At 68.5% G+C, this 24,541-nt stretch carries 22 protein-coding genes and 1 tRNA gene; 10 read left to right on the top strand and 13 right to left on the bottom strand.

The window, feature by feature from the left end; translation table 11 throughout:
• Window positions 1–53: 53 nt before the first annotated feature.
• A complete protein-coding gene (locus tag KHU32_RS00115; protein ID WP_249680439.1) occupies window positions 54–1,094 on the top strand; it encodes an amino acid ABC transporter substrate-binding protein in 1,041 nt (346 codons plus the stop codon).
• Between the two features lie 61 nt (window positions 1,095–1,155).
• On the opposite strand, the gene KHU32_RS00110 is transcribed toward KHU32_RS00115, so the two are convergent.
• The gene (locus KHU32_RS00110; protein ID WP_213668032.1) at window positions 1,156–3,318 is read right to left on the bottom strand and encodes a TonB-dependent siderophore receptor; all 2,163 of its coding nucleotides are present in this window, start codon (window positions 3,316–3,318) and stop codon (window positions 1,156–1,158) included.
• 113 nt (window positions 3,319–3,431) lie between these two features.
• Here KHU32_RS00110 and KHU32_RS00105 point away from each other — a divergent pair, with 113 nt between their 5' ends.
• Complete coding sequence (locus tag KHU32_RS00105) at window positions 3,432–4,247, top strand: helix-turn-helix domain-containing protein (protein WP_213668031.1); 816 nt, start codon at window positions 3,432–3,434, stop codon at window positions 4,245–4,247.
• Window positions 4,248–4,262: 15 nt separating this feature from the next.
• Here KHU32_RS00105 and eda read toward each other — a convergent pair whose 3' ends face one another.
• Window positions 4,263–4,934, bottom strand: coding sequence for a bifunctional 4-hydroxy-2-oxoglutarate aldolase/2-dehydro-3-deoxy-phosphogluconate aldolase (gene eda, locus KHU32_RS00100; RefSeq protein WP_213668030.1), 672 nt, complete (start codon window positions 4,932–4,934; stop codon window positions 4,263–4,265).
• A gap of 300 nt (window positions 4,935–5,234) precedes the next feature.
• Here eda and KHU32_RS00095 point away from each other — a divergent pair, with 300 nt between their 5' ends.
• The 3 genes from KHU32_RS00095 to KHU32_RS00085 all read left to right on the top strand — a co-directional run bounded on the left by KHU32_RS00095 (window position 5,235) and on the right by KHU32_RS00085 (window position 7,619).
• Window positions 5,235–6,122 carry a class I SAM-dependent methyltransferase gene (locus KHU32_RS00095; RefSeq protein WP_213668029.1) on the top strand — a complete coding sequence of 296 codons (888 nt, stop codon included), beginning with the start codon at window positions 5,235–5,237 and terminating at the stop codon, window positions 6,120–6,122.
• 58 nt (window positions 6,123–6,180) lie between these two features.
• The gene (locus tag KHU32_RS00090) at window positions 6,181–7,509 is read left to right on the top strand and encodes an SAM-dependent methyltransferase (RefSeq protein ID WP_213668028.1); all 1,329 of its coding nucleotides are present in this window, start codon (window positions 6,181–6,183) and stop codon (window positions 7,507–7,509) included.
• 33 nt (window positions 7,510–7,542) lie between these two features.
• Window positions 7,543–7,619, top strand: a tRNA-Pro gene (locus KHU32_RS00085).
• 184 nt (window positions 7,620–7,803) lie between these two features.
• Here the strand turns inward: KHU32_RS00085 and KHU32_RS00080 are convergent.
• The 3 genes from KHU32_RS00080 to KHU32_RS00070 all read right to left on the bottom strand — a co-directional run bounded on the left by KHU32_RS00080 (window position 7,804) and on the right by KHU32_RS00070 (window position 9,240).
• Window positions 7,804–8,379, bottom strand: coding sequence for a hypothetical protein (locus KHU32_RS00080; RefSeq protein WP_213668027.1), 576 nt, complete (start codon window positions 8,377–8,379; stop codon window positions 7,804–7,806).
• A gap of 44 nt (window positions 8,380–8,423) precedes the next feature.
• Entirely contained in the window at window positions 8,424–8,777 is a 354-nt protein-coding gene (locus KHU32_RS00075; RefSeq protein WP_213668026.1) for a hypothetical protein, read from the bottom strand.
• Between the two features lie 229 nt (window positions 8,778–9,006).
• Window positions 9,007–9,240, bottom strand: coding sequence for a hypothetical protein (locus KHU32_RS00070; RefSeq protein WP_213668025.1), 234 nt, complete (start codon window positions 9,238–9,240; stop codon window positions 9,007–9,009).
• A 212-nt stretch (window positions 9,241–9,452) separates the two neighbouring features.
• Between KHU32_RS00070 and KHU32_RS00065 the strand changes: the two genes are divergently transcribed.
• On the top strand, window positions 9,453–10,295 hold the full coding sequence (locus KHU32_RS00065; protein WP_213668024.1) for an FkbM family methyltransferase: 843 nt from the start codon (window positions 9,453–9,455) through the stop codon (window positions 10,293–10,295).
• A gap of 4 nt (window positions 10,296–10,299) precedes the next feature.
• On the opposite strand, the gene KHU32_RS00060 is transcribed toward KHU32_RS00065, so the two are convergent.
• A complete protein-coding gene (locus tag KHU32_RS00060; protein WP_213668023.1) occupies window positions 10,300–11,883 on the bottom strand; it encodes an ABC transporter substrate-binding protein in 1,584 nt (527 codons plus the stop codon).
• Window positions 11,884–12,058: 175 nt separating this feature from the next.
• On the opposite strand from KHU32_RS00060, the gene KHU32_RS00055 reads away from it, so the two are divergent.
• Window positions 12,059–12,430 carry a cupin domain-containing protein gene (locus KHU32_RS00055; protein ID WP_213668022.1) on the top strand — a complete coding sequence of 124 codons (372 nt, stop codon included), beginning with the start codon at window positions 12,059–12,061 and terminating at the stop codon, window positions 12,428–12,430.
• A gap of 50 nt (window positions 12,431–12,480) precedes the next feature.
• On the opposite strand, the gene KHU32_RS00050 is transcribed toward KHU32_RS00055, so the two are convergent.
• From KHU32_RS00050 to KHU32_RS00025, 6 genes are all read right to left on the bottom strand, one after another.
• Window positions 12,481–13,467, bottom strand: a complete 987-nt coding sequence (locus KHU32_RS00050) for a branched-chain amino acid ABC transporter permease (RefSeq protein ID WP_213668021.1) — start codon at window positions 13,465–13,467, stop codon at window positions 12,481–12,483.
• A gap of 3 nt (window positions 13,468–13,470) precedes the next feature.
• Window positions 13,471–14,355 carry a branched-chain amino acid ABC transporter permease gene (locus KHU32_RS00045; RefSeq protein WP_213668020.1) on the bottom strand — a complete coding sequence of 295 codons (885 nt, stop codon included), beginning with the start codon at window positions 14,353–14,355 and terminating at the stop codon, window positions 13,471–13,473.
• A 225-nt stretch (window positions 14,356–14,580) separates the two neighbouring features.
• A complete protein-coding gene (locus tag KHU32_RS00040; protein WP_213668019.1) occupies window positions 14,581–15,819 on the bottom strand; it encodes an ABC transporter substrate-binding protein in 1,239 nt (412 codons plus the stop codon).
• A gap of 139 nt (window positions 15,820–15,958) precedes the next feature.
• A complete protein-coding gene (locus KHU32_RS00035) occupies window positions 15,959–17,188 on the bottom strand; it encodes an ABC transporter substrate-binding protein (protein ID WP_213668018.1) in 1,230 nt (409 codons plus the stop codon).
• Window positions 17,189–17,223: 35 nt separating this feature from the next.
• A complete protein-coding gene (locus KHU32_RS00030; RefSeq protein WP_213668017.1) occupies window positions 17,224–17,928 on the bottom strand; it encodes an ABC transporter ATP-binding protein in 705 nt (234 codons plus the stop codon).
• Window positions 17,921–18,706 (bottom strand): ABC transporter ATP-binding protein, encoded by a 786-nt coding sequence (locus KHU32_RS00025; RefSeq protein ID WP_213668016.1) that lies wholly within the window; start codon window positions 18,704–18,706, stop codon window positions 17,921–17,923. Before KHU32_RS00025 ends, KHU32_RS00030 begins: the two co-directional genes overlap by 8 nt.
• A gap of 267 nt (window positions 18,707–18,973) precedes the next feature.
• On the opposite strand from KHU32_RS00025, the gene KHU32_RS00020 reads away from it, so the two are divergent.
• Together KHU32_RS00020 and KHU32_RS00015 are read left to right on the top strand one after the other, a co-directional pair.
• The gene (locus tag KHU32_RS00020) at window positions 18,974–19,864 is read left to right on the top strand and encodes a UPF0280 family protein (protein ID WP_213668015.1); all 891 of its coding nucleotides are present in this window, start codon (window positions 18,974–18,976) and stop codon (window positions 19,862–19,864) included.
• 293 nt (window positions 19,865–20,157) lie between these two features.
• The gene (locus KHU32_RS00015) at window positions 20,158–20,718 is read left to right on the top strand and encodes a hypothetical protein (RefSeq protein WP_213668014.1); all 561 of its coding nucleotides are present in this window, start codon (window positions 20,158–20,160) and stop codon (window positions 20,716–20,718) included.
• A 30-nt stretch (window positions 20,719–20,748) separates the two neighbouring features.
• Here KHU32_RS00015 and KHU32_RS00010 read toward each other — a convergent pair whose 3' ends face one another.
• Window positions 20,749–21,510: an MOSC domain-containing protein gene (locus KHU32_RS00010; RefSeq protein ID WP_213668013.1), complete on the bottom strand. Its 762-nt coding sequence runs from the start codon at window positions 21,508–21,510 to the stop codon at window positions 20,749–20,751.
• A gap of 116 nt (window positions 21,511–21,626) precedes the next feature.
• Between KHU32_RS00010 and clpB the strand changes: the two genes are divergently transcribed.
• Complete coding sequence (gene clpB, locus KHU32_RS00005; protein ID WP_213668012.1) at window positions 21,627–24,215, top strand: ATP-dependent chaperone ClpB; 2,589 nt, start codon at window positions 21,627–21,629, stop codon at window positions 24,213–24,215.
• Window positions 24,216–24,541: the final 326 nt, after the last annotated feature.

Below are 24,541 nucleotides of genomic sequence, written 5' to 3'. Positions count from 1 at the left end.
AAGGCGAGGGCCGGCCTGGATGAGGAACGACCGGAATTGGAGCGATATTCGTGATGACGTGGAAGATGTTGAGGGGCGGCCTTGGTGCCCTGCTGGCGGCGAGCTGTTTCGCCGCACCCCTCGCGACGGCGCAGCCGGCGGCGGGACCGACGCTGGCGGGCGTCCGCGCGCGCGGCGTCGTCACCTGCGGGGCGAGCGGCATGGCGCCGGGCTTCGGGCTCGCGGATTCCCGCGGCGAGCTGCGGGGCATGGACGTGGATATCTGCCGCGTGGTGGCGGCCGCCGTCTTCGGCGACCCGACCCGCGTGCGCTACGTCGTGCAGACGGCGCCGCAGCGCATCGTCAGCCTGCAATCCGGCGCGGTGGACCTCGTGGCGCAATCCATGACCTGGACGCAGACGCGCGAGGCCAATAACGGCCTCGAATTCACCGGGACCCATTTCTACGACGGGCAGGGCTTCCTGGTGCGGCGCGCCCTCGGCCTGAACGACGCCACGGGCCTGTCGGGCGCCACCATCTGCCTGCCGCAGGGCGGCCGGGCGGAGATCAACGCCGCCGAATGGGGCCGTGCCCACAGGGTGCAGTTCACCTCGCTGATCTTCGAGCGCACGGACGAGATCATCTCCGCCTACGAGGCCGGCCGCTGCGACGCCATCAGCAACGACGCCACGCTGCTCATGGGCATCCGCTCGCGCCTGCGCGTGCCGAACGACCATGTCCTTCTCGCCGACCGCATCAGCAAGGAGCCGCTTGGGACCTATGTCCGCAAGGGCGACGAGCAGTGGCTCGATATCGTCAAATGGACGCTGCATGCGCTGATCAATGCGGAGGAGCTGGGCGTCACGCAGGCCAATGTGGAGCAGATGCTCACCAGCCAGAATCCGCTGGTGCAGCGCCTTCTCGGCGTGACGGGCGACCATGGGCGCTTCATGGGCCTGGACAACCGCTGGGCGTTCAACGTCATCCGCACCATGGGCAATTACGGCGAGATCTTCGAACGGCATTTCGGCGAAGCCAGCGCGACGCCCACGCCGCGCGGCCTGAACCGCCTCTGGACCCAGGGCGGGCTGATGTACGGGGCGCCCATTCAGTGATTGCGGCGGGCGATGGCGGTTCGCGCCATCGCCCCTGCTGCCGGCCGTGGCGAACGGCCGGTCAGAACCGGTAGTCGAGCGTGGCCAGGACGGTGCGCCCGAGGCCGAGGTAACAGCCCAGCGCGCCGCAGGTGGAGGCGTAGCGCTTGTCGGTGATGTTGTAGCCGTTCACGGCGATCGTCGCGCCCGCCATCCGCTCCGACACGGCGCCGAGGTCGTAGCTCACCAGTGCGTCGCCCGTCGTGTAGGACGGGATGGTCTGCGAGTTGGTCGCCGTGGCATAGGCCGAGCCGACGTAGCGCACGCCGCCGCCGATCGTCAGGCCGCGCAGCATGCCGCCCTGGATCGTATAGGCCGCCCAGGCCGCCACGATGTCCTGCGGCGTGTTGGTCGGCCGGCGGCCGACGGTGCCGGGCGTGTTGCTCCGCGTGACCTCGGTGTCGAGATGCGTCACGGCGCCGCGCAGATTCAGGCCGGGCAGCGGACTCGCCACCACCGAGAATTCCACGCCGCGCGAGCGCACCTGGCCGGTCTGCACGCTGAAGCGCACATCGGCCGGATCGGGCGTCAGCACGTTGTTCTGGTGGAGGTCGAAGGCGGCCAGCGTGAAGAGCGCGTTGAAGCCCGCGGGCCGGTAGCGGATGCCGACCTCGACCTGCTCGCCGGTGGTGGGCGTGAAGCTCGATCCGGTGCGCGAGGTGCCGCTCACGGGTTGGAACGAGGTCGCGTAGCTCACATAGGGCGCGATGCCGTTCTGGAAGACGTAGTTGAGGCCGATATGGCCGGAGAAGTGCCGCGCCGATTCATCCGTGGTCACGCCCGTCATGCGGTTGAGCGTGCGGCTCTCGTACCAGTCCTGCCGCCCGGCCAGCAGCAGCGTCCAGCCGCCCCAGCGGATCTGGTCCTGTGCGTAGACGCCCAGCTGGTTGCGCACCTGGCGCGCATTCTGGAAGAGCGGCGGCGGCAGATAGGCGCCGAGTGCGGCCTGGCTCGGCACCGGGTTCAGGATGTCGAGCGACGGCGCATTGCCGTAGCGCGTGAAGTTCCGCCAATGGCTGTGCTGGTAGTCGAGGCCGAGCAGCAACGTGTGGCTGAGCGGGCCGGTCGTGAAACGGGCCTCGGCCCGGTTGTCGATGGCCAGCGTGTTGAGGTTCTCGCGCGAGGAATAGGCGTTGCGGGCCAGCGTCCGCTGGTCGGCGCCCAGCACGGAGCCCTGGACCTCCTGGTAGTCGGTGTTGATCTGGGTGTAGCGAAGGTTCTGCCGCACCGACCAGACGTCGTTGAAGCGGTGCGCGAACTGGTAGCCCAGCATCACCTGTTCGCGCGTGAAATGCTCGTACTGGTTGTCGCCCACGAAGAAGCTGCGCGGGATGGGGCCGTAGCGGTTGGGCAGCAGCGTGCCCTGCAGGGGCAGCTGATTCCAGAAGCCGGCATTGGGATCGTAGAGGTAGCTGCCCAGGAAGGTGAGGCTCGTATCCGCATCGGGGCGCCAGGTCACCGAGGGGGCGATGGCGATGCGCCGCTCGTGCTGGTGGTCCACCTGGGTGTCGTTTGTATAGGCGGTGCCGGTCACGCGACCGAAGAGCGTGCCCTTCTCGTTCAGCGGCCGGTTGAAGTCGAAGCTGGCGCGGCCGAAGTTGTTGGACCCACCCTGCAGCTGGATCTGATTGCTGATCCCCGGGCCGGCGATGCGGCTCTCCATGTTCAGCAGGCCGCCCGGCGAGCCCTGGCCGTAGAGGACCGAGGCGGGGCCGAGCAGCAGCTGCGCGCGGTCGAGCATGAAGGGCTCGACCTTGGGCACCGCCCAGGTGCCGCCCATCAACCGCAGCCCGTCGAGATACTGGTCCGGCGCAAAGCCGCGGGCCTGGAAGCCGTCCAGCCGGTTGTTCGCGTCGTTGCTGAAGTTCACGCCCGGCAGGAAGCGCAGCAGCGAGCGCACGGTCTGCGGGTTCTGCTGGTCCATCTCCTCGCGCGAGACGACGTGCAGGGATTGCGGCGTCTCCAGGAGCGAGGTGCCGGTGCGGGTCGCGGTGTCGTCATTGACGGCGACGTAGCCCTGGACGTCCGGCGCCTGGGGCGAGGGACGCAGGCCGGCGCCCTGGCCCTGCACGTCGAGCTGGGGAAGCTCCACCGAGCCTGGTGTCTGGGCGCCGGCGGGTAAGGCTAAGGCAAGGGGAGTGATGACGGCCAGGAGGCGGACGGCGCGACGAGAGTGACGACTCATTCTGGTTCCCTTTGCCCCAACCCCGGTGGTCGGGCTATCAAGATAAGAACGATTATCATTGACACCTCGTGGCTCGCTCCCTTGGTTGAGACGCCGATTGTCGAGGAGAGGCCATGGCGCGACCGATCAACCTGCCCGAGGATATCGATGCCTCGGACCAGCCCACGGTGGCCGCCTTCCACCGGGGCACGCGGAAAGCCGCCAGGATTCGGTCGCACAGCCATGAGCGCGGGCAGCTCCTGATCGTTTCGAGCGGCCTGGCCGTGACGAAGACGTCCGCAGGAAGCTGGGTGGCCACCACGGGCTCGGCCTCCTGGATCCCCTCGGGGCTGGAGCATTCGATCAACGTCCATGCGGGGACGGATGGCTGGTTCGCCTATGTGCGTGCCGATGCCTGCCAGGGCCTGCCCCAGGTGATCAGCGTGGCCCGCGCCAGCAGCCTGCTGCGGGAAGCCGTGGCCCGCTGCGCCCAGCGCGCCGGCGAGGCCACCGACCATGCGGCGGAGGAGCGGCTTTCCGCCGTCATCCTCGACGAGATCAAGGCCCTGACCTTCGGCGCGGCCTACCTGCCCATGCCGGCCCATGACCAGACGCGGCAGATCGCCGATGCCATCATGCGCGACCCGGCGGATAACCGGCCCCTGGCCGAGCTGGCCGATGCGGTCGGCCTCTCGCGCCGTACCGCCACGCGGCACTTCGCCGACGAGACGGGGCTCAGCTTCTCGGGGTGGCGGCAGCGCATGCGGCTGCTGCGCGCCATGGAATGGCTGGGCGAGGGCGTCACCGTGACGGAGACGGCGCTGAGCCTCGGCTATGACAGCCCGAGCGCCTTCACGGCCATGTTCCGTCGCAGCTTCGGCGTGCCGCCGGCGGAATATGCGGGGCGCCGGAAGGCCAGCGCCCTGCGGGAGGAAGCGCCCCGGGAGTAGGGCGCCTCCGTCCGGTCAGGCGGCCGCGGCCAGCTTCAGCGCCGTGGTGGCGAGGCCGCGGATGCCGGCCCAGTCGCGGTCCAGCACGCTCTGGCGCGGCGCCATGAAGACGCCGCCGGCGGCGAAGACGTTCGGAAGCTGCAGGAAGTCCCGCGAATTGGCCGCGGTGACGCCGCCGGTCGGGCAGAAGACGACATCCGGGAAGAGCGGCTCCATGTGCTTCAGCCAGGCCGGGCCGCCATGCAACTCGGCCGGGAAGAACTTCAGCTCGTGGAAGCCATGCTCGCGCGCCGCGAGGATCTCGCTCGGCGAGACGGCGCCGGGGATGAAGGGCAGGCCGGTCTGGTAGGCGGCCTCGGCCAGGGCGGGCGAGAAGCCCGGCCCCACCAGGAAGCGGGCGCCGGCATCGCGCGACTGGGCGAAATGCGCCGGGAGGGTCAGCGTGCCGGCGCCGATGACGGCCTGGCGGGCATGCTTGGCCATGGTCTCGATGACGGCCAGGGCCTGCGGCGTGCGGAGCGTGACTTCGATGGCGGGGACGCCCGATTCCTCCAGCGCTTCCAGCAGCGGCAGCGCGTCCTCGACCCGGTCCACCTGGAGGATGGCGATGAGCGGGGTGCGGCCCGCCAGCAGGGGGCGGACGGTGGGCAGCGCCGCCGAGGCGGCGGGCTTGGCCATGTAGGTCATTGAACTTCCTGTGTTGAACGCGAAAGCGAGGTGAAGCGCGACGGCGATCTTGTCCAGATGGCGGGGCGGCGAAGGGTGGCGAGTAGCGCTCTGGCGGCGCCAGTTCCCGGGCAGCTGCGGCCCCCTGGGCCAAGGCCATTCGGGAGCTTTTGATCGCAGGGAACAATAATATCCATAAAATAAATATATTTACTTGATATGATGGCGATTGTTTTTGCTTGTCATCTGAATCGATATGTAATGACAAAACTAATTCATTGTTGATATTCCAGATATCTCCAGAGGTGTGGGATCGCCCGGATGAGGAATGTCGATCTGGCTCGAAGCCTGCTCAAGGCATCGATCCCCTTCGCCGATACCGCGCGCCGCATGAAGCGCCGCCTGAAACCCTACGTCCCTAACCCCATCCATACCGGCTTCAGCTTCGATGACGGCATCGGCCTTCTGCACGCCCTCCGGCAGATCGGCGCAGATCTGAGCGGCGATGTCCTGGAGGTCGGCAGCGGCTGGACCCCTGTTGTCCCGTTGCTCTTCCATCTCGCCGGGGCGCGCAGCGTCACGCTGACCGACCTGGAGCGGCTCTTCGACGAGACATCGGTGCCCACGGCCATGGCCTTCGTGCACCCCCGGCTGGGAGGCGTGGCCCAGGTGCTCGGGATGGAGGTGGACCAGCTCGCCGCGCGCCTTCCGCACTTCCGGCCGGCCTATGTCTGCCCCTGGCGGGCCGACCGACACCCGGCGGCCAGCGTCGACATCGCGATCTCCCGCGCGGTCATGGAGCATGTCCCCGCGCGGGAGGTGCCGGAGCTTTTCCGCGAGTTGCGGCGCATCGTCCGGCCTGGGGGGCTGATGTGCCATTCCATCGACAATACGGATCACTGGCAGCACGGCGACGGCAAGGGCAGTCTCGTGGACTTCCTCCGCTACCCGACCGACAGCCTGCGCTGGCGCCTCTCCCAGGTGAATACGCAGGGGCGCATGAACCGCTTCCGGCATTCCGACTACCTGGCCCTCGCCCGCGAAGCCGGCTGGGAGATCGTGAGCGAGTCGGGGCGTGTTCCGCCCGATATCCTGCGCGACGTGCTGCGGATGAAGGAGGCCGGCGAGTTGGCGCCGGAATTCGCGGATCGCGATCCGCATGACCTCGCGACGACGGCGACGCTGCTGATCGCCCGCCGCGGGGACTGAGGGGCAGCAGGCAAAAGGGGCGTGGAGACGCGCCTCGGCCTGTGCCAAGCTTCCAAACATGTCATCCGATCCTCGACTGGCGCGCCTGAAGGCGCTCGTCGCCGGCGTCGCGCCGAAGCTCGACCTCGACATCGCCCTTCGCTTCTGGGACGGCGAGGCGGTGCCGCTCGGCCCCCATTGGAGCGGCGATCTGGCCCTCGCCCTGCGCGATCCGCGGGCCATCACGCGCCTCCTCCGCCGCCCGCGCCTGCCGACGCTGATCGACCTCCTCGCGGAGGGGGTGGTCGATATCGAGGGCGGCACCTTGCTCGACCTCGCGGCCCGGCGTGGCGAGCGGGGGACGCGCGGCTTGGCGCGCGGCGTGAACAAGCTGGCTGCCGCGCGTGCTGTGCTGCCCTTCCTCTTTGGCCCCGGCGCTTCGGCCGGCGCCCATGCCTATGCCGGCGACCAGAAGCCGCGGGCCGCGGCGGGGCGCGACGACAAGGCCCAGGTCCAGTTCCACTACGACCTCTCCAACGAATTCTACTCGCTCTTCCTCGACCCCGAGATGGTCTATTCCTGCGCCTACTTCCCGGATTGGGAGGCGGATCTCGCCACCGCGCAGAAGGCGAAGCTCGAGATAATCTGCCGCAAGCTGCGGCTGGCTCCCGGCGAGCGCTTCCTGGATATCGGCTGCGGCTGGGGCGGCCTCGTCTGCCACGCGGCGCAGCACCATGGCGTGCAGGCGCATGGCGTGACGCTCAGCCAGGCGCAGTTCGATTTCGCCACCGCCAAGGTGAAGCGGCTGGGCCTGGAGGACCGCGTGACGATCGAGCTCCGGGACTTCCGCAGCCTGGCGGGGCTGGAGTTCGACAAGGTCGCCTCCATCGGCATGTTCGAGCATGTCGGCCTCGACAACCGGGACGGCTATTTCCGTCACATCAGATCGCTGCTGCGGCCGCGGGGCCTCTACCTGCACCACGCCATCGCCCGGTCGATGAAGCGCAACGAGCGCGAGTTCCGGAAGAAGCGGCCCGAATTCGCCGCGCTGGTGAACTACATCTTCCCCGGCGGCGAGCTGGATCACATCGGCGGCACGACCGACGCGATGGAGCGCAACGGCTTCGAGATCCATGATACCGAAGGCTGGCGCGAGCATTACGGCCGCACCTGCCGCCTCTGGACCGAGGCGCTCCAGGCCAATCGCGCCGCCGCCGAGGCCGAGGTGGGCGCTGCCAAGACGCGGATCTGGCTGATCTACCTGGCCGGCTGCGCCCTGGCCTTCGAGCGCGGCAGCGTGGGCATCTTCCAGACGGTGGCGACGAAGAAGGCCAGGGGGGCTTCGGGCCTGCCGCCGACGAGGGACGACCTCTACGCATCGCCCATCCTGCGCGACACCCCCCTTTGACATCAGCGCCGCGGATGCTAAGGCAGCGGCCATCGGAGTGTAGCGCAGCCTGGTAGCGCACTTGTCTGGGGGACAAGGGGTCGTGGGTTCGAATCCCGCCACTCCGACCATTTCTCGGCCCAGCGCCGGGAGCGAGGCCGCCCCGGGCCTTTCCCATCTTATTCTCGACGCCTTCACCGTTGCCGCTTACGGTTTTTTCCGCGCGCACGGCAAACGGCGCCCCCTCTTCGAAAGGGACGCCGCCGGAAAAGCGATCAGAGAGGCGCGGTCCCACGGGACCGCACCCCTTTCTCGTCAGCGGCCGATGGGCCGTTCGGCCTTATCGACGTAGCCGCCCCAGCCGCCGGACCGGTAATCGGCCTCGCGCGCCGCGAGATCCACGGGCGTGTGGCGGTCGAGGATGGTGCGGGCTTCCAGCTCGCGGCTGTCGTCCACGCGCAGGGTGACCAGGCTGCCACCGCGACGCATGCCCTCGGCATAGACATGGGCGTCCTTCTCGCTGACGCCGAGCCCCGTGAGGCTACCGACAAGGCCGCCGGCCACCGCACCGGCACCCACGCCGGTCAGCGTCGCCGCGAGCACGCCGGCCGCGACAATCGGGCCGAATCCGGGGATCGCCAGCGCACCCAGCGCCGCGGCAAGGCCCGCGCCGCCACCGACGAGCGAGCCCACGGCGGCGCCTGTGCCGGCGCCGGACTTCGCGTGATCCTCGTTCACGACCGGCGAGGCGGTCGTGTCGATCGTATTATCCGCATTGGCGGAAGCGATCCCGATATCGGCCGGCGAGAAGCCGGCGCCTTCGAGGTCCCTGACGGCGGCCAGGGCGTGCTCTCGGGTGTCGAACAGGCGGGAAATCGTCTTGGTAGCCATGATGGTGTTTCCTTATCGTTGAGGGGCTGCGCTCGGTGCCGCGATCAGCGCGCCGGCGCCGGCGCCGTGCCCAGGACGACGGTCCCCTGATAATCGACGCCCACCTGCGTGGTGGCGCCGTTCCGGTCCGCCCGGCCGCGCCAGACGCCCTGGTCGTCCTTCTGCAGCTCCGACACGTTCGTGAAGCCGGCGGCTTCGATCCGCGAGCGGGCCTGGGCTTCGGTGAAGCTGTTGGCGCCCGAGGCGGGAACCGTGCCGATGGCCGGGGGCGAGCTCGAGGTCGAAGGCGCCATCGGCGTGGTCGCGCCGGGGGCCGGCGCGGCGGGAGCCTGGGCATGGGCGACAGACACGGCACCAAAAGCCGAGGCGATGAGCAAGGCAGAGAAAGCGTTTCGCATGGTATCTTCTCCGAAATGGCTTGCGAGGCTTAAGCTTCCTCGTGCCGGTTAAACGCCCGACGTGGCCTCTCGTTTTTCCATGATGCCGAATAATGCGATAAAATATTTGTCTAAGAGGTTACTTCACTTGGAAGCTACTTCATTTTATTGGCGAATCAGTTGCGGTCGGCACGATTTTCGCCGCGCCGATTTCGACGGCTGGCGTGTCACGGCGGGTGCCGATCGGCGGTCAACCCACTGCGGCCAGGGGGGCAGGGCCCTTCTTCGGGCGTCGGCCTAGGCTCCAATTGGCCTGCATGCGGACCTCGGGGTTGGGAACGGTCCAGCAGGCACCGTCGGCATCCATGAACACGACCCACATGAGGTGGCTCTCCACGCCGTAGTCGATCATGAAATGGGCCCATCCTGGCCCATGAGGCGTCGTCATCGGGAGCGGCGGGTTCAGCTGGATCATGCGCGTCATGCCTTGGCTCGGTGGGGGCGGCCCGCGATGCCGGCGGTTGCCGCACGGGCCATGAAACGCGGCATGATCCTGAGTGGTTGCTCCCGGCGAGCGGGCTTGAGCACGTTAACCCTCGCCCTTGGCGGCAAGGTCAATCATTCTTGAGAATGCGTTCACGCCCATTCGGGCATCGTCGACCCGCGACGATCCATGCCTTTCGCGCAGGAGCCGCCATGCCCAGGACCACGATGGAGATTTGGCGTCCGAACGCCTTGCGCCGCTTCCTGTCCGGCCTCGCCTATCCGCTGGTCTGGGCGCTGAACCGGCCGGGTGCGGCGCCCCTCAACCGCGCTCTCTATGACCTGGCGCTGAGACTGAATGGCATGGCGATCAACTACCCCGGGCGGCATCACCTGGGTCGGGCCGAGGAGCGGTTGCTCGAGGCCCTGGCGCCGGAGCTCGCGGGGCAGGTCGTGCTCGATGTAGGCGCGAATGCCGGGCATTACGCCCGCTGTGTCCGCCATTTCGCCCCGACCGCGCGGATCTGGGCCTTCGAGCCGCATCCCGTGACCTATCGCGCGCTGGAGGAGAGCGCCCGGCCCCTCGGCATCGAGACTCAGCAGCTCGCCCTGGGCGACAGGGCCGGCGGGATGCAACTCCATGATTTCGCCGATGGCGATGGATCAACCCAGGCGAGCCTGAGCGCCGAGAGCGTGGGCCTCTACAGCGGCCGTGTCGTGACCCATGACGTGGAGGTGAGCACGGTGGACGAATGGCTCGCCGCCCAGGGCCTCGAGGAGATCGCGCTGCTCAAGATCGACACTGAAGGCTACGACCTGAACGTGCTGAAGGGCGCGAGCCGGGCGCTGCAGGAACGGCGCATCCATCGGATCCAGTTCGAATTCATCCCGGCCAATATCGGCACCCGCGTCGCGATGCGGGACTTCTACGAGGTGCTGCAGGGCTACCGCATCAGCCGCCTCTGCCTGAATGGCGGGCTGATGCCGCTCGGTGCCTATGACGTGAAGCGGTGCGAGATCTACGTCACCCAGATCCTCGTGGCCGAGCGGGAATAAGCCGTCAGCCGCGCCTGATTCCCCAGGGGAAGGGCGCGCAGCCCTCGACCAGACCGGTCAGGCCGCTGCGATAGGCGGTGGGGATGCGGAAGACGCCCAAGGGTACGGAAGGCGCATCGACGGCGGAGATGCCCTGGATCTCGCCGGCCAGGCGCACGCGCTCCTCCTCCGTCTCGGCGGAGAGCCAGCGCCGCGTCGCCGCCTCCACCTCCTCGCTGCCGTACCAGCCGAACCATCCGGACGCGCCCTGGCCGCGGATATGGCCGGCGGTGGCGGGGCTGGTGATGCCGATGGCCTGCCACTGCGTGTGGAAGATGCTCCAGCCGCCCTGCTCCACCGGCTGGCGATTGGACCGGCGCTGCAGGACCGTGCCCCAATCCGTCTCCGCGAGCTCCACGTTCAGGCCGATCTGTCGCAGCAGCTCGGCCGTGATCTGCCCCATGGGCCGGATGGTGGGGAAGTTGGCGGGGTTGATGATGACGACCTTCTCGCCCCGGTAGCCGCTGGCCGCGACCTGCGCCCGCGCGGCCTCGATCGATGGGGAGTCGGAGAAGTGATGCCTCGCCGGCGCGCGCCCATAGGGCGTGCCGCAGGGGAGGAAGGAATTGCACAGCGTGTAGGAGGCGGGATCGTTGTTCGTGATCGCCGACATGTAGTCGACCTGGCGCACCGCGCTCAGCACGGCCAGCCGCAGCTTCGCGTTGTCGAAGGGCGGCTGCAGGCTGTTGAAGCGGATGAGCCCGAGATAGCCGTTCGGGTCGCCCTGGCCCACGGAGATGCCGCGCGACTGCCGCAGGGCCGGCACCAGATCGGCCAGCGCCTGCTCCCACCAGTCGACCTCGCCATTGCGCAGCGCCGCGAAGGCGGTGGCGCCGTCGGGGATGGTCTGCCACTCGAAGCGATCGAAATGCGCGACCTTGCCGCCCGAGGTGCGCTCGGGCGGCTCCTGCCGGGGGAGGTAGTCGGCGAAGCGGGCATAGGCCGCGCGCTGGCCTGGCATGAACTCGTCGGCCAGGAAGCGGAACGGGCCGGAGCCCACCATCTCGGTGAGCTGGCGGTTGGGGTCGGTGCCGGCCAGGCGCTCGGGCATGATGAAGGGCACGCTGGTGGCCGGCTTGGCCAGCGCCTGCAGCATCAAGGGAAAGCGCTCCTTCAGCCGGATCGCGAAGGTGCGGTCGTCCTTGGCCTGCCATTCGTTCACGGCGGCGAGCAGGAGCTGGCCCAGCGCGTCGCGCGCGCCCCAGCGCTTCAGGCTGGCGATGCAGTCCACCCCGCGCACCGGGCTGCCGTCATGGAACTTCAGGCCCTCGCGAAGCGTGATCTCCCAGGTCAGCCCGTCCTGGGAGACGTTGTGGCCGGCCGCCATCTGCGGCAGCGGCTCGAAGGCCGCATTCAGCCCGTAGAGCGTATCGAAGATGGCGTAGCCGTGGTTCTGCGTGCCGGCGTCGGTCGTGAAGATCGGGTCGAGCGTCGAGAGGGTGGATTGCGGCACCAGCCTCAGCGTCCGTGCCCGGGCCGGCTGGGCCAGGGCGGGGGCCGGCAGGAGCGCGGCGGAGGACAGGGTCAGCAGGGTGCGGCGCTGGATCATGGAGGCCTCTCCGACGGACATCGACCAGGGCGCGGCCGATGGCTCTACGTTTCGGCCGGCCGCTCCAGAAGCAAATATCGCAGAGCAACAGGGGTGACAGGCAGCCTGGCGCCGAAGATGATCCCGGTTCTCGGGCTTGCAGTTACTCTGAGGACGGGGAGGAGGAACGGTCAAGATGGAACAGAAATTGTTGACGGTATTCCCGCGACAGGAGCAGGGCCCGGTCCTGCATCCCCATCCCCGCGGCTTCACCGTCATTGCCGGCCAGCCTGTGACGCGGACCTGGCGGTACTTCGCGAAGGAGGAGGAGGGCGCGCTGCTGGCTTCCGGCCTCTGGGAATGCACCGAGGGCACCTTCGCCTTCCGCTTCCAGCATTGGGAGTTCTTCCATCTCCTCAGCGGCGTGCTGCGGCTGACGCCCGAGGGCGGCGAGCCCCTGCTTCTCGGGCCCGGGGACGCGGCGACGATGGAGGTGGGCTTCAGCGGCACCTGGGAGGTGGTGGAGACCATCCGCAAGCATTTCGTGACGCGCTACGTGGCCGGCTGAGCGCGCGAAGGGCGCGCGGCCCTCCGCACGCCCTTTTCATCCTATCAGCCCTACAGGCGCACGCGCAGCCAGTTGCCGATCTCGCCGACCAGCCCGCGGCGGAAGGCGAGCACGCAGAGCACGAAGATGACGCCCTGGATCACCGTCACCCAGGCGCCGAACTCCGCCAGGTAGTTCTGCATGGTGATGATGACGGCGGCGCCGACGAAGGGCCCGAAGATGGTGCCGAGCCCACCCACCAGCGACATCAGCACGACCTCGCCCGACATGGTCCAGAAGACGTCGGTGAGCGTGGCGATACCGAAGACGAGGGATTTGAGCCCGCCGGCCACGCCCGCCAGCCCGGCCGAGAGCACGAAGGCCATCAGCTTGTAGTCGTCCGTCCGGTAGCCGAGCGAAGTGGCGCGCGGCTCGTTCTCGCGGATCGACTTCAGCACCATGCCGAAGGGCGAATGGACGATGCGGTGGATGAGCAGGAAGCCCACGACGAACACCCCCGCCGTCAGCCAGTACATGTTCATGTCGCGGCTGAGGTCGACGATGCCGAGGAAGTGGCCGCGCGGGATGGACTGGATGCCGTCCTCGCCACCCGTGAAGCGCGCCTGCACGCAGAAGAAATAGACCATCTGCGCGAAGGCCAGGGTGATCATGGCGAAGTAGATGCCCTGCCGGCGGATCGCGATCCAGCCGATGACGAGGCCCAGCGCCGCGCCGACCGCGCCGCCGAGCAGGATCGAGAGTTCCGGCGGCAGGCCCCACATCTTCGCGGTGTAGCCGGTGATGTAGCCGCCCATGCCGAAATAGGCGGCATGGCCGAAGCTCAGCAGGCCGACATAGCCGATCAGCAGGTTGAAGGCGCAGGCGAAGAGCGCGAAGCAGAGCAGCTTCATCAGGAAGACGGGGTAGAGGAAGAAGGGGCCGATCGCGAGCAGGGCGATCAGCAGGACGAAGGCGATCACCTGCGCCTGCGTGAAGCCGAGGAAATAGGCTTCCTCGTTGCGGAAATCGGTGCCGCTGAAGCCGCCGGGGGCCGCCATGGCTCAGGCCCTCCCGAAGAGACCGGCGGGGCGCGCCAGCAGCACGATGGCCATGACCACGAAGATCACGGTGGAGGAGGCTTCCGGATAGAACACCTTGGTGAGCCCTTCGATGATGCCGAGCCCGAAGCCCGTGATGACGGAGCCGAGGATGGATCCCATGCCGCCGATGACGACGACGGCGAAGACGATGATGATGAGGTTCGATCCCATCTGCGGGTTCACCGAATAGATCGGCGCAGCCAGCACGCCGGCGAAGGCGGCCAGCGCCACGCCCGCGCCGTAGGTGAGCGTCATGAGGCGCGGCACGTTGATGCCGAAGGCCTGCACCAGCGCCGCATTCTCGGTCGAGGCGCGGAGGTAGCTGCCGATCTTGGTCTTCTCGATGACGAGCCAGGTGGCCAGGCACATCACCGCCGCGACGGCGACGACCCAGCCGCGATAGACCGGCATGAACATGAAGCCGAGGTCCCAGGCGCCCGAAAGCTGCGGCGGGATGCGGTAGGGCAGTCCCGAGCTGCCATACTGGTTGCGGAATACGCCCTCGATGATCAGGCCGAGGCCGAAGGTCAGCAGCAGGCCGTAGAGGTGATCGAGCTTGTACAATCGCGCGATCATCGTGCGTTCGAGAATCACGCCGAAGGCGCCGACCAGCAGCGGGGCCAGCAGCAGCGCCCACCAGTAGTTCAGCCCGGCATATTCCAGCAGCATCCAGGCGGCGAAGGCGCCCATCATGAACTGGGCGCCATGCGCGAAGTTGATGACGTTCAGCATGCCGAAGATGACGGCGAGGCCGAGCGACAGCAAGGCATAGAAGGCGCCGTTGATCAGCCCCAGCAGCAGCTGGCCGAACAGCAACGGCGCGGGAATGCCGAAAATCTCATCCATGCCGGGTAGATCCTTCGACGAAGGGGCTTCGGGCGAAGGGGCGGTCGCCGCGCTGCCCCGGCCGGGAAGCACTTCCGGCCGGGAGGGCCACCGCCCTCGCATCGGGCCCGCCACGGGCGGCGGGCGACGGGGGGCGGGACAGGTTCATGTGCGAGCTCCTGAAATGTCGTGAGTCGGCGGAAGGTCGGGCGGCGAGGAGCTCCAAGGTCGCGTTCGCCGGCCGGATCAGCTGCGGATCAGCGGGCAGTTGCCCTCGGAGAGGGGACGCCAGGCCTCGTCCGCGGGCGTCGTCTGCAGCAGCTTGAGATAGTCCCAGGGACCGCGGGATTCCGCCGGGGTCTTCACCTCGAAGAGGTAGGAGGGAATGAGCATCCGCCCGTCCTCCCGCAGCGTGCCGCGCCCGAAGGCCTCGTCCTCGACCGGCAGGCGCTTCATGCGGTTCATCGTCTCGATGCCCGAGGCCTTGGAGGCCGCGACGCCCATATCGGCCACCGCCTTGAGGTAGTGCAGCGTCCCCGAGTAATTGCCGGCCGTCACCATATTGGGCATGGCGCGGTTGTTCAGGCGCGGCTGGACGCGGCGGCTGAAGGCGCGGGTACGGTCGTCCAGGTCCCAGTAGAAGCTCTCGGTCATCACCAGGCCCTGGGCGCTCTCGAGGCCGAGCGCATGGACGTCGGCGATGAACATCAGCAGCGCCGCAAGCTTGGTGCCGCGTCGCGTGATGCCGAATTCCGCCGCCTGCTTGATGCAGTTGATGGTGTCGGCGCCGGCATTGGCGAAGCCGATCACCTTGGCGCGGCTCGCCTGCGCCTGCACCAGGAAGGCCGAGAAGTCTGAGGTGGCGGGGAAGGGGTAGCGCACGCTGCCCATCACGCGGCCGCCATTGGACCGCACGAAGGTGGAGGTGTCGCGCTCCAGCGCATGGCCGAAGGCGTAGTCGGCCGTGATGAAGAACCAGCTGTCGCCGCCCGCACGCACCATGGCGCCGCCGGTGGACTTGGCCAACATGTAGGTGTCGTAGACCCAATGCGCCGTGTTCGGGCTGCATTGCGGCCCGGTGAGGTCGGCCGTCGCGGCGCCGACATTGATGTAGACCTTGTTCTTCTCGCGCGCGACGGAGTTGACCGCGAGGCCCACCGAGGAGGTCGGCACGTCGAGGATCATGTCCACGCCCTGGTCGTACCATTGGCGGGCGATATTGGCGCCGACATCCGGCCGGTTCTGGTGGTCGGCCGAGACGACCTCGACGTTGAAGCCGCGGTTGTTGCCGAATTCCTGCGCGGCGATCTGCGCGAGGATGACGCCGTTCGGCCCGCCGATGTCGCGGTAGGGGCCGGACTGGTCGTTCATCACGCCGATCTTGATGGTGTTCGCCTGGGCCCGCGCGCGGCGGGCGGGCGCCGCGCCGAAGGTCGCGGCACCAGCCGCCGCGGCGAGCACGGCACGACGTTGAATCCTGCTCATTCGTCGAATCTCCCTGTTGGTGGGGCGGGCGGTCTTCGCCACCTCGCTCCCGATTGCAGTCCGGCTCCCGATCCGCGGACGGAAAGGCATCGGCGCCGGGAGAACCCGGCCCGATCGCGCCTTCCGCCCTTAGCGACGCTTAACGCACGAGCGAGCAGCCACCCTGCGCGAGCGGCCGGAAGGCCTGGTCGGCGGGGGTGGTGCTGACGAGCTTGTAGTAGTCCCATGGGTTGCTGCTCTCGCCGGGCTTCTTCACCTCGAACAGGAAGGACGGGTGGATCTTGCGGCCGTCGGCGCGGATGCTGCCGGTGCCGAAGGCGTCGTCCTCGGTCGGCATGGCCTTCATCTTGTTGACGGTCTCGGTGCCGCTGGCCTTGGCCGCCGCGACGCCCATATCGGCCACCGCCTTGAGGTAATGCAGCGCGGCCGAGTAGCAGCCGGCCTGGACCATGGTGGGCTTGGCGCCGCCCGGCAGCGCCATGCGCGTGGAGACGCCGCGCGTCTTGTCGTTGAGGTCCCAGTAATAGGTCTCGGTGAGCACCAGGCCCTGCGCCGTCTGCAGCCCGAGCGAGTGGATGTCGCTGATGAAGACCAGCAGCCCCGCGAGCTTGGTGCCGCCGCGGGTGATGCCGAACTCGGCCGCCTGCTTGATGGTGTTGATGGTGTCCGCGCCGGCATTGGCGAGGCCGATCACCTTGGCGCGGCTGGCCTGGGCCTGCAGCAGGAAGGAGGAGAAGTCCGTCGTGCCCGGGAAGGGTGTGCGGACCGAGCCCAGCACCCGGCCGCCGGCGCCGCGCACGAATTCCGACGTGTCGCGCTCGAGCGCATGGCCGAAGGCGTAGTCGGCCGTGATGAAGAACCAGCTGTCGCCGCCCGAGCGCACCATGGCGCCGCCGGTGGAATTGGCAAGCATCCAGGTGTCGTAGGGCCAGTGGATGGTGTTGGGCGAGCAGGCACTGCCCGTCAGATCCGCGCTGCCCGCGCCGGAATTGAGGTAGACCTTGTTCTTCTCGCGCACGATGCCGTTGACGGCGAGCGCGACCGAGGAGGTCGGCACGTCGACGATGACGTCCACGCCGTCGCGGTCGAACCACTGCCGGGCGATGGTGGAGCCCACGTCGGGGCGGTTCTGATGGTCGGCCGAGACGATCTCGACCGTCACGCCACGCTGGCCGATGCCGCTTTCCTGCACCGCCATCTGCACGGCCTTCAGCGAGCCGGGGCCCGCGAGGTCGCGATAGGGGCCGGACATGTCGGTCAGCACGCCGATCTTGATGGTGTTCGCCTGGGCGCGCGCCTTGTGCGAGAGCGCGCCCGCCAGGGGGGCTGCCGCGGCGGCGGAAAGAAGGGTCCGGCGTTGAAGGGTCATGGGCTTCGTTTGCTCCGTTGTCGCGTCCGTGGGGGTCAGACGCTCAGATATTCGTTGAGGCGGTCCAGCGAGGCGCCGAGCTCGGCATTCGGCACCATGTCCATCACCCGCCCATGCTCCATGACGTAGTGCCGGTCGGCCACGGTCTGGGCGAAGCGGAAGTTCTGCTCGACGAGCAGGACGGTGAAGCCGCGCGTCTTCAGCTCGCGGATGGTGCGGCCGATCTGCTGCACGATGACCGGCGCCAGCCCCTCCGAGGGCTCGTCCAGCAGGAGGAGCTTCGCGCCGGTGCGCAGGATGCGGCCGATGGCCAGCATCTGCTGCTCGCCGCCCGAGAGCTTGGTGCCCGGGCTGCGCGCGCGTTCCTTGAGGTTCGGGAAGAGCGTGTGGATCTCGGCGATCGAGAGGCCGCCCGGCCGCAGCGTTGGCGGCAGCATCAGGTTCTCGGTCACGTCCAGCGAGGCGAAGATGCCGCGCTCCTCCGGGCAGTAGCCGATGCCGGTGCGGGCGATCAGGTCGGGGCGCAGGTCGATCAGCTCCGTGCCCTCGAAGCGGATGGAGCCGGTGCGCCGGCCGATGAGGCCCATGATAGCCCGCAGCGTCGAGGTCTTGCCCGCGCCGTTGCGGCCGAGCAGGGTCACGACCTCGCCCTCGGCGATCTCTATGTCCACGCCGTGCAGCACGTGGCTCTCGCCGTACCAGGCCTCCAGGCCCTTCACCTTGAGCATGGGCTCAGACATTAAGCGCGCTTTCCGGAACGCCGACGCTGGCGGGGTCGGTGCCGAGATAGGCGGCCTGTACGTCCGGGTTCCGGCTGACGGAGGCGTAGTCGCCCTCGGCCAGGACCTCGCCGCGGGCGAGGACGGTGATGCGGTCGCAAAGACCCTCGACCACCTTGAGGTTGTGCTCCACCAGCAGGACGGTCCGGCCGACCGAGACGCGCTTGATGAGCGTCACGATGCGGTCGACGTCGTCGCTGGTCATGCCGGCGGTCGGTTCGTCGAGCAGCATCATCACGGGCTCGAGCGCCAGCGTCGTCGCGATCTCCAGCGCGCGCTTGCGGCCGTAGGGGAGCTGGCCCGCCTGCAGGGCGGCGTATTCGGTGAGGCCGACATCCTCCAGCAGCTCGCGGGCGCGGGCGTCGTACTGCTTCAGCGTCGAATCCGAGCGCCAGAAGTCGAAGCTGGCCCCCCGCGCGCGCTGCAGCGCGAGGCGCACATTCTCGAGGACCGAGAGATGGGGGAAGACGGCGGAGATCTGGAAGGAACGGACCAGGCCGAGCCGCGCGACCTCGGCCGGCTTCGTGTTCGTGATGTCCCGCCCGTCATAGATGATGGTGCCGCGGGTGGGCTGGAGGAATTTGGTCAGCAGGTTGAAGCAGGTCGTCTTGCCCGCGCCATTGGGCCCGATCAGCCCATGGATGCTGCCCCGGCGAATGGAAAGGTTGACGTTCTGAACGGCAAGGAAGCCCAAGAACTCCTTGGTCAGTCCCCGCGTCTCCAGGATGGTGTCGCTCACTCAGCCCGATTCCCTTGGAAGTTCCCTGTTGGCCGGTTTTGACCCGGCCTTGCCCAACTGTATGACGAGCGCCGGAGGGGCATGCAAGCATTCCCTGCTCCCTGTCGCCGGCGCTTGAATGGGGAGCGCGAACCGGGCCGGATCAGGAGGATAGGTGACCTTGGGCGGCTTGCTCTGTTATCCCTTCCGGACAGGAGGGATCACCATCATGGTGGATGAGCTCGCCATCGCGGCAGGAACCGGCACGCCCCGATTCGGTGCGGCGGCATGAGTGGCGGCCTTGGCTGGGAGCCTCCCCGGCGCGCCTTGCTGCCGGATGGGCGGCTGCATCTTCAGGACGGGCCGATCGATCTCGTCATCGGCCTCGAGGGCACCCGCCGCGCCATCATGGAAGCGCGCGAGGCTGCCTGGCGCGCGTTGCACGGCGTGCTTCCCGCCCTTTCGCTGGAGATGACGGCGTTGCGGGCGCCCCTGTTCGGCCGCCAGCCCGATCTCCGCCATCCGGTGGCGCGCCGCATGGCCGAGGCCGCCTGGCCGCACCGCGCGCAATTCGTGACGCCGATGGTGGCAATGTCGGGGGCCTGTGCCGAGCATGTCATGCAGGCCCTCGCCACCATCGAGGACCTCACCCTGGCGCATGTGAGCCAGGGCGGCGACGTGGCCCTGCATCTCCCGGCCTCCGGCACGCTGCGGGTCGGGTTGGAAGCGGGGCAGGGCGCGGCAGGGACAGGGCGCATGGCCGTGATCCGCGGGCGGGACGGCGTCAGGGGCCTCGCGACAGCGGGCTGGCGGAGCGGGGGATTCTCGTTGGGCATCGCCGATGCCGTCACGGTGCTGGCGGAGCGCGCGCCGGAGGCGGCGGCCGCGGCCAGCATGATCGCCAATGCGGTGGATGCCGAGCACGGCGCCGTGATCCGCCGGCCGGCGGAGAGCCTCGACCCCGCCACGGACCTCGGCGAACTGCCGGTCACCGTCGCGGTCGGCGAGCTCCCGCCCGAGGTGGTGGAGGCAGCGCTGGCCTCCGGCCTGGCCTGCGCGGAACGGCTGCTGGCGCGCGGGCTGATCCTGGGGGCCTGCCTCGGCCTGCAGGGGAGGGTGGAGCTGGCGGGGTTGGACGGCTTCCTGGCAGGCCAGGATCAGGTCGTCCCTTCCGCCTAGGCCCGCTCGCCACGCAGCATACCCGGCTGATCTACGGCATGCCGTTGCTGTATCGATCCGTTTTTCCGGGGGTATCTCAACATAGGCGTGGGAACGAATGTTCTGCCATGCCAAGGTGAACTCATGCCCGAAGTGCGAGCAGGCGGCCGGGACCGGTTCGCCGGCTTTTGACCGACGGCACGGGTCTGTTGCGCGGAAGCTAAGGGCGGTGAAGGAAGCGTTGGATGGTCCGGCGGCGATGGTGTGATCCTCGCCCGGCCCTCGCAGCGACGGCACCGATGAGGAGAAGATAGATGACGTTCGATCCGAGGCTTCGCCGCCGGCTGCTGGTGCTGAACCTGGCTGCCCTGGGGGGCGCCGCCACCACGGGCGCCGCCTCTGCGCAGGGAACCAAGATCGGACCTCCGCAGGCGCCCTCCCGCCCCGGCGTCAGCGACAACGACCCCAATGATCCGCCCGGGCGCGGCCGTGGCGGGGCGGGCGGCGGCCTGGGCGATTCCGATCCCACCGATCCTCCCGGCCGCGGCGGCTCCACGGGCCAGAGCGATGCCGATCCCAATGATCCGCCTGGGCGCGGCCGTGGTGGCCAGCGTGGCGCCACCGACAACGACCCGAACGACCCTCCTGGACAGGGCCGGGGTGGCCAACGTTCTCAGGGGCCGACGGACAACGACCCGGACGACCCTCCCGGACAGGGACGCGGCGGCCAACGCCCCCAGGGCCCGACGGACAATGATCCGAACGACCCTCCCGGACGGGGCCGCGGCAGCCAGCGGCCTCAGGGCCCGACCGACAATGATCCGAATGACCCGCCCGGGCAGGGGCGTGGCCCGCAGCGAGGCGGCAAGACCTAACCCGCGCAGCGGAGGGGCGGCGGCATTCCCTCAGGCGGGGGCCAGCCGCTCCAGCGCGTCGCCAAGGCAGACGCGGCCGCCTTCCAGCACTTCGGCCTGGACGCCCAGGTCGGCATGGCCGAAATGCTGGCGGAGCACCCGGGGCGGATGGCTGTCGCGCTCGGCGGTCTCCAGATTCACCTCGGTCGCGGGGCAGCGCACGATGCGCTTCCAGACCCGGAGCCGGGCCTGGCCCAGCTGGATCTCCTGGCCCATCAGGTCGAAGTCGCCCCATTCGGGCCCGCCGGACACATATATATTGGCGCGGAAGCGCAACGGATGCAGGCGCATCCCCGCCGCCCGCTCGAGCGCGGCCAGGCTCGCGAGCGAGATGATCGAGACGGATTTCTGCGGAATATCGGTGAAGTTGTGCCCGGGCGCTTCGACGAAGCGCAGCCGGCCGCGCGCCTCCTCGCCCAGGAACGCCGTCAGCCGATCCTCGACCTCCGCGCGGCCCTCGGGCGTCGAGATATTGGCGACCAGCGGCTCGCCCTCCGGCAGGCGGATCACCAACTGGCCGGTCTTCGCGTCATAGGCCGTGGTGAGCCGGACGAGGCGGGCATTGGCGGCCACGCAGGCGAAATTCGTCTTGCGCAGCCAGGCCGGCGCGGCGGGGTCGAAGGGAGAGTCCCCTTGGGCCAGGGCGAAGCGGCGGTCGTGCGGCAGGCACTCGCCCTCCTTCAGCTGGACCTCCTCCATCGCCTCGGCGGAGAGGCCCTTCACCGGATACCGATAGATGTGCTCGACGCGCATGTTAGCTCCCGACTCATCTTGAATTCGCGCATTCCCCGTTACCACAATGAGGAGCGATGCGTTGCCTGAAAGGGATGCATCGCCCCCCGTCGCCTCCAGCAGGGACAGAACGACCTATGGATCTGGAAAAATTCACTGAACGCGCCCGCGGTTTCATTCAGGCGGCGCAAACCATCGCCATTCGCGAATATCACCAGCGCCTCACGCCCGAGCATCTGCTCAAGGCCCTGCTGGACGATGAGCAAGGCGCGGCCTCCGGCCTGATCGCGGCCGCCGGCGGCGACGTGAACGCCGTGCGCGGCGCGGTCGAGGCCGAGCTGCGCAAGCTCCCCGCCGTCCAGGGCGGCAATGCCGGCCAGGCGCCGCAGCTCACGCCCGAGCTGGTCCGTGCGCTCGACGCCGCGCAGCAGGCTGCCACCAAGGGCGGCGACACCTATGTGGCCCAGGACCGCATGCTCCTCGGCCTCGCCATCGCCGCCAGCCCGGCGCAGCAGGCGCTGAAGGCCGGCCGCGCCACGCCCGAGGCTCTCTCCGAAGCGATCGACCGCCTGCGCAAGGGCCGAAAGGTCGATGCCCCCGCGGCCGAGGACAGCTTCGACGCCCTGAACAAATACGCCCGCGACATCACGGAGGCGGCCCGCAACGGCAAGCTCGACCCGGTCATCGGCCGCGACGAGGAGATCCGGCGCGCCATCCAGGTGCTCGCCCGCCGCACGAAGAACAACCCGGTCCTGATCGGCGAGCCCGGCGTGGGCAAGACCGCGATCGTGGAAGGGTTGGCGCTGCGCATCGCGAAGGGCGACGTGCCGGAGGCGCTGAAGAACAAGCGGGTCATGTCGCTCGATCTCGGCGCCATGGTGGCCGGCGCCAAGTATCGCGGCGAATTCGAGGAGCGCCTGAAGGGCGTGCTGAAGGAAGTCGAGGAGGCGGCCGGCCAGGTCATCCTCTTCATCGACGAGCTGCACACGCTGATCGGCGCGGGCAAGGCGGATGGCGCCATGGACGCCTCCAACCTGCTGAAGCCGGCCCTGGCTCGCGGCGAGCTGCATTGCATCGGCGCGACCACGCTCGACGAGTACCGCAAGCACATCGAGAAGGACGCGGCCCTGGCGCGGCGCTTCCAACCCGTCTTCGTGGGCGAGCCGAGCGTGGAGGACACCATCTCCATCCTGCGCGGCATCCGCGAGAAGTATGAGCTGCACCATGGCGTCCGGATCACCGACGGCGCGCTGGTGGCGGCCGCGACGCTGAGCAACCGCTACATCACCGACCGCTTCCTGCCCGACAAGGCGATCGACCTCGTGGACGAGGCCTCCAGCCGGCTCCGCATGCAGGTGGACAGCAAGCCCGAGGAGCTGGACGAGCTCGACCGGCGGGTGCTGCAGCTCAAGATCGAGCGCGAGGCCCTGAAGCGCGAGGAGGACGAGGCCTCCAAGGATCGGCTGCACAAGCTGGAGGCCGAGCTCTCCGAGCTCGAGGAGAAGTCCTCGGCGCTGACGGCGAGCTGGGAGGCCGAGAAGAGCCAGGTGGTTGAGAGCCAGAAGCTCAAGGAGCAGCTGGACCAGGCTCGCACCGAACAGGATCTCGCGGAGCGGCGGGGCGACCTGAACAAGGCGGCGGAGCTGCGCTACGGCACCATTCCGGGGCTGGAAAAGCAGATCGCCGAGGCCGGCCAGGGTGGCGCCAAGCTGGTCAACGAGGCGGTGACCGAGGAGGGCATCGCCGCGGTGGTGAGCCGCTGGACCGGGGTGCCCGTCGACAAGATGCTCGAGGGCGAGCGGGCCAAGCTCCTGCGCATGGAGGATGACCTGCGACGCCGTGTCGTGGGCCAGGAGGAAGCGCTGGAGGCCGTGGCCAAGGCTGTGCGGCGTGCCCGTGCCGGCCTGCAGGATCCCAATCGGCCGATCGGCAGCTTCCTGTTCCTGGGGCCGACCGGTGTCGGGAAGACTGAGCTCGTAAAGGCCGTTGCTTCGTTTCTATTTGACGACGACCGCGCCATGACCCGTATCGACATGAGCGAATTCATGGAGAAGCACGCCGTGGCCCGCCTGATCGGCGCGCCTCCGGGCTATGTCGGCTACGAGGAGGGGGGCACGCTGACCGAGGCGGTGCGCCGGCGCCCCTACCAGGTCATCCTCTTCGACGAGGTCGAGAAGGCGCATGAGGACGTGTTCAACATCCTCCTCCAGGTGCTGGACGACGGGCGGCTGACGGACGGGCAGGGGCGGACGGTCGATTTCCGCAACTGCATCATCGTCCTGACCAGCAACCTGGGCTCCCAGGCGATCTCGGAGCTGCCGGACGACGCCGATGTCGAGATGGCGCGCCCCGCGGTCATGCGGGCGGTGCGGGACCGGTTCCGGCCGGAATTCCTGAACCGGCTGGACGAGGTCGTGCTGTTCCGCCGCCTGGCGCGGGAGGACATGGGCCAGATCGTCGATATGCAGCTTCAGCGGCTTCGCGGCCTGCTGGAGGAGCGGAAGATCGACCTGCACCTGGACGCCGCGGCCCGGAATTGGCTGGCGGAGGCCGGCTACGATCCGATCTACGGCGCACGGCCGCTGAAGCGCGTGATCCAGAGGAGCCTGCAGGACCGCCTGGCGAGCCAGTTGCTCGAGGGGACGGTGCGCAGTGGCGACTCGATCTCGGTGGGCGCTTCCGAGGACGGTCTGGAGATCCAGGTCAAGCAGGATGCCAGCGCATAGCTGCTCATGGGTGTCATGTTACGAGCGCATGAAACTGGGGTTTACAGGGGGCGGCCATCCCCATAAAAGCCCCTTCACCGACGGGGTGCTGCTCCACGGTGAGGCGGACGGGTTGACGAGGCCGAGTTGATCGGCTAGAAAGCCCGCCTCGCTGAGAGGGTTGCCCTAGTGGTAATCTGGCCGGACGAAAGTCCGGCCATGTTGTTTCACAGTTAAATCTGTTGATGCAGAGAAATGTGCGCGTTTGGTTATACCATGTGAGTGGTGACTGACGGATATCTTTCTGGATTGGGATGCGTGGTTGGCGCTGCTGGGTTTAGGCCTGG

It is taken from the genome of Roseococcus pinisoli, assembly GCF_018413645.1.
In the GTDB taxonomy this organism is placed as follows: domain Bacteria; phylum Pseudomonadota; class Alphaproteobacteria; order Acetobacterales; family Acetobacteraceae; genus Roseococcus; species Roseococcus pinisoli.
Note: the sequence above shows the minus strand (reverse complement) of the source record. Positions and strands in the feature narration are given on the sequence as shown.

Bases quoted from the DNA above. Each gene is read 5' to 3' on its own strand.
- KHU32_RS00060 (WP_213668023.1), bottom strand. From the start codon at position 11,883: ATGATCCAGCGCCGCACCCTGCTGACCCTGTCCTCCGCCGCGCTCCTG.
- KHU32_RS00075 (WP_213668026.1), bottom strand. From the start codon at position 8,777: ATGCGAAACGCTTTCTCTGCCTTGCTCATCGCCTCGGCTTTTGGTGCC.
- KHU32_RS00070 (WP_213668025.1), bottom strand. From the start codon at position 9,240: ATGACGCGCATGATCCAGCTGAACCCGCCGCTCCCGATGACGACGCCT.
- KHU32_RS00050 (WP_213668021.1), bottom strand. From the start codon at position 13,467: ATGGCGGCCCCCGGCGGCTTCAGCGGCACCGATTTCCGCAACGAGGAA.
- KHU32_RS00090 (WP_213668028.1), top strand. From the start codon at position 6,181: ATGTCATCCGATCCTCGACTGGCGCGCCTGAAGGCGCTCGTCGCCGGC.
- clpB (WP_213668012.1), top strand. From the start codon at position 21,627: ATGGATCTGGAAAAATTCACTGAACGCGCCCGCGGTTTCATTCAGGCG.
- KHU32_RS00105 (WP_213668031.1), top strand. From the start codon at position 3,432: ATGGCGCGACCGATCAACCTGCCCGAGGATATCGATGCCTCGGACCAG.
- KHU32_RS00095 (WP_213668029.1), top strand. From the start codon at position 5,235: ATGAGGAATGTCGATCTGGCTCGAAGCCTGCTCAAGGCATCGATCCCC.
- KHU32_RS00055 (WP_213668022.1), top strand. From the start codon at position 12,059: ATGGAACAGAAATTGTTGACGGTATTCCCGCGACAGGAGCAGGGCCCG.
- KHU32_RS00110 (WP_213668032.1), bottom strand. From the start codon at position 3,318: ATGAGTCGTCACTCTCGTCGCGCCGTCCGCCTCCTGGCCGTCATCACT.
- KHU32_RS00045 (WP_213668020.1), bottom strand. From the start codon at position 14,355: ATGGATGAGATTTTCGGCATTCCCGCGCCGTTGCTGTTCGGCCAGCTG.
- KHU32_RS00040 (WP_213668019.1), bottom strand. From the start codon at position 15,819: ATGAGCAGGATTCAACGTCGTGCCGTGCTCGCCGCGGCGGCTGGTGCC.
- eda (WP_213668030.1), bottom strand. From the start codon at position 4,934: ATGACCTACATGGCCAAGCCCGCCGCCTCGGCGGCGCTGCCCACCGTC.
- KHU32_RS00020 (WP_213668015.1), top strand. From the start codon at position 18,974: ATGAGTGGCGGCCTTGGCTGGGAGCCTCCCCGGCGCGCCTTGCTGCCG.
- KHU32_RS00035 (WP_213668018.1), bottom strand. From the start codon at position 17,188: ATGACCCTTCAACGCCGGACCCTTCTTTCCGCCGCCGCGGCAGCCCCC.
- KHU32_RS00065 (WP_213668024.1), top strand. From the start codon at position 9,453: ATGCCCAGGACCACGATGGAGATTTGGCGTCCGAACGCCTTGCGCCGC.
- KHU32_RS00015 (WP_213668014.1), top strand. From the start codon at position 20,158: ATGACGTTCGATCCGAGGCTTCGCCGCCGGCTGCTGGTGCTGAACCTG.
- KHU32_RS00080 (WP_213668027.1), bottom strand. From the start codon at position 8,379: ATGGCTACCAAGACGATTTCCCGCCTGTTCGACACCCGAGAGCACGCC.
- KHU32_RS00115 (WP_249680439.1), top strand. From the start codon at position 54: ATGACGTGGAAGATGTTGAGGGGCGGCCTTGGTGCCCTGCTGGCGGCG.
- KHU32_RS00030 (WP_213668017.1), bottom strand. From the start codon at position 17,928: ATGTCTGAGCCCATGCTCAAGGTGAAGGGCCTGGAGGCCTGGTACGGC.
- KHU32_RS00010 (WP_213668013.1), bottom strand. From the start codon at position 21,510: ATGCGCGTCGAGCACATCTATCGGTATCCGGTGAAGGGCCTCTCCGCC.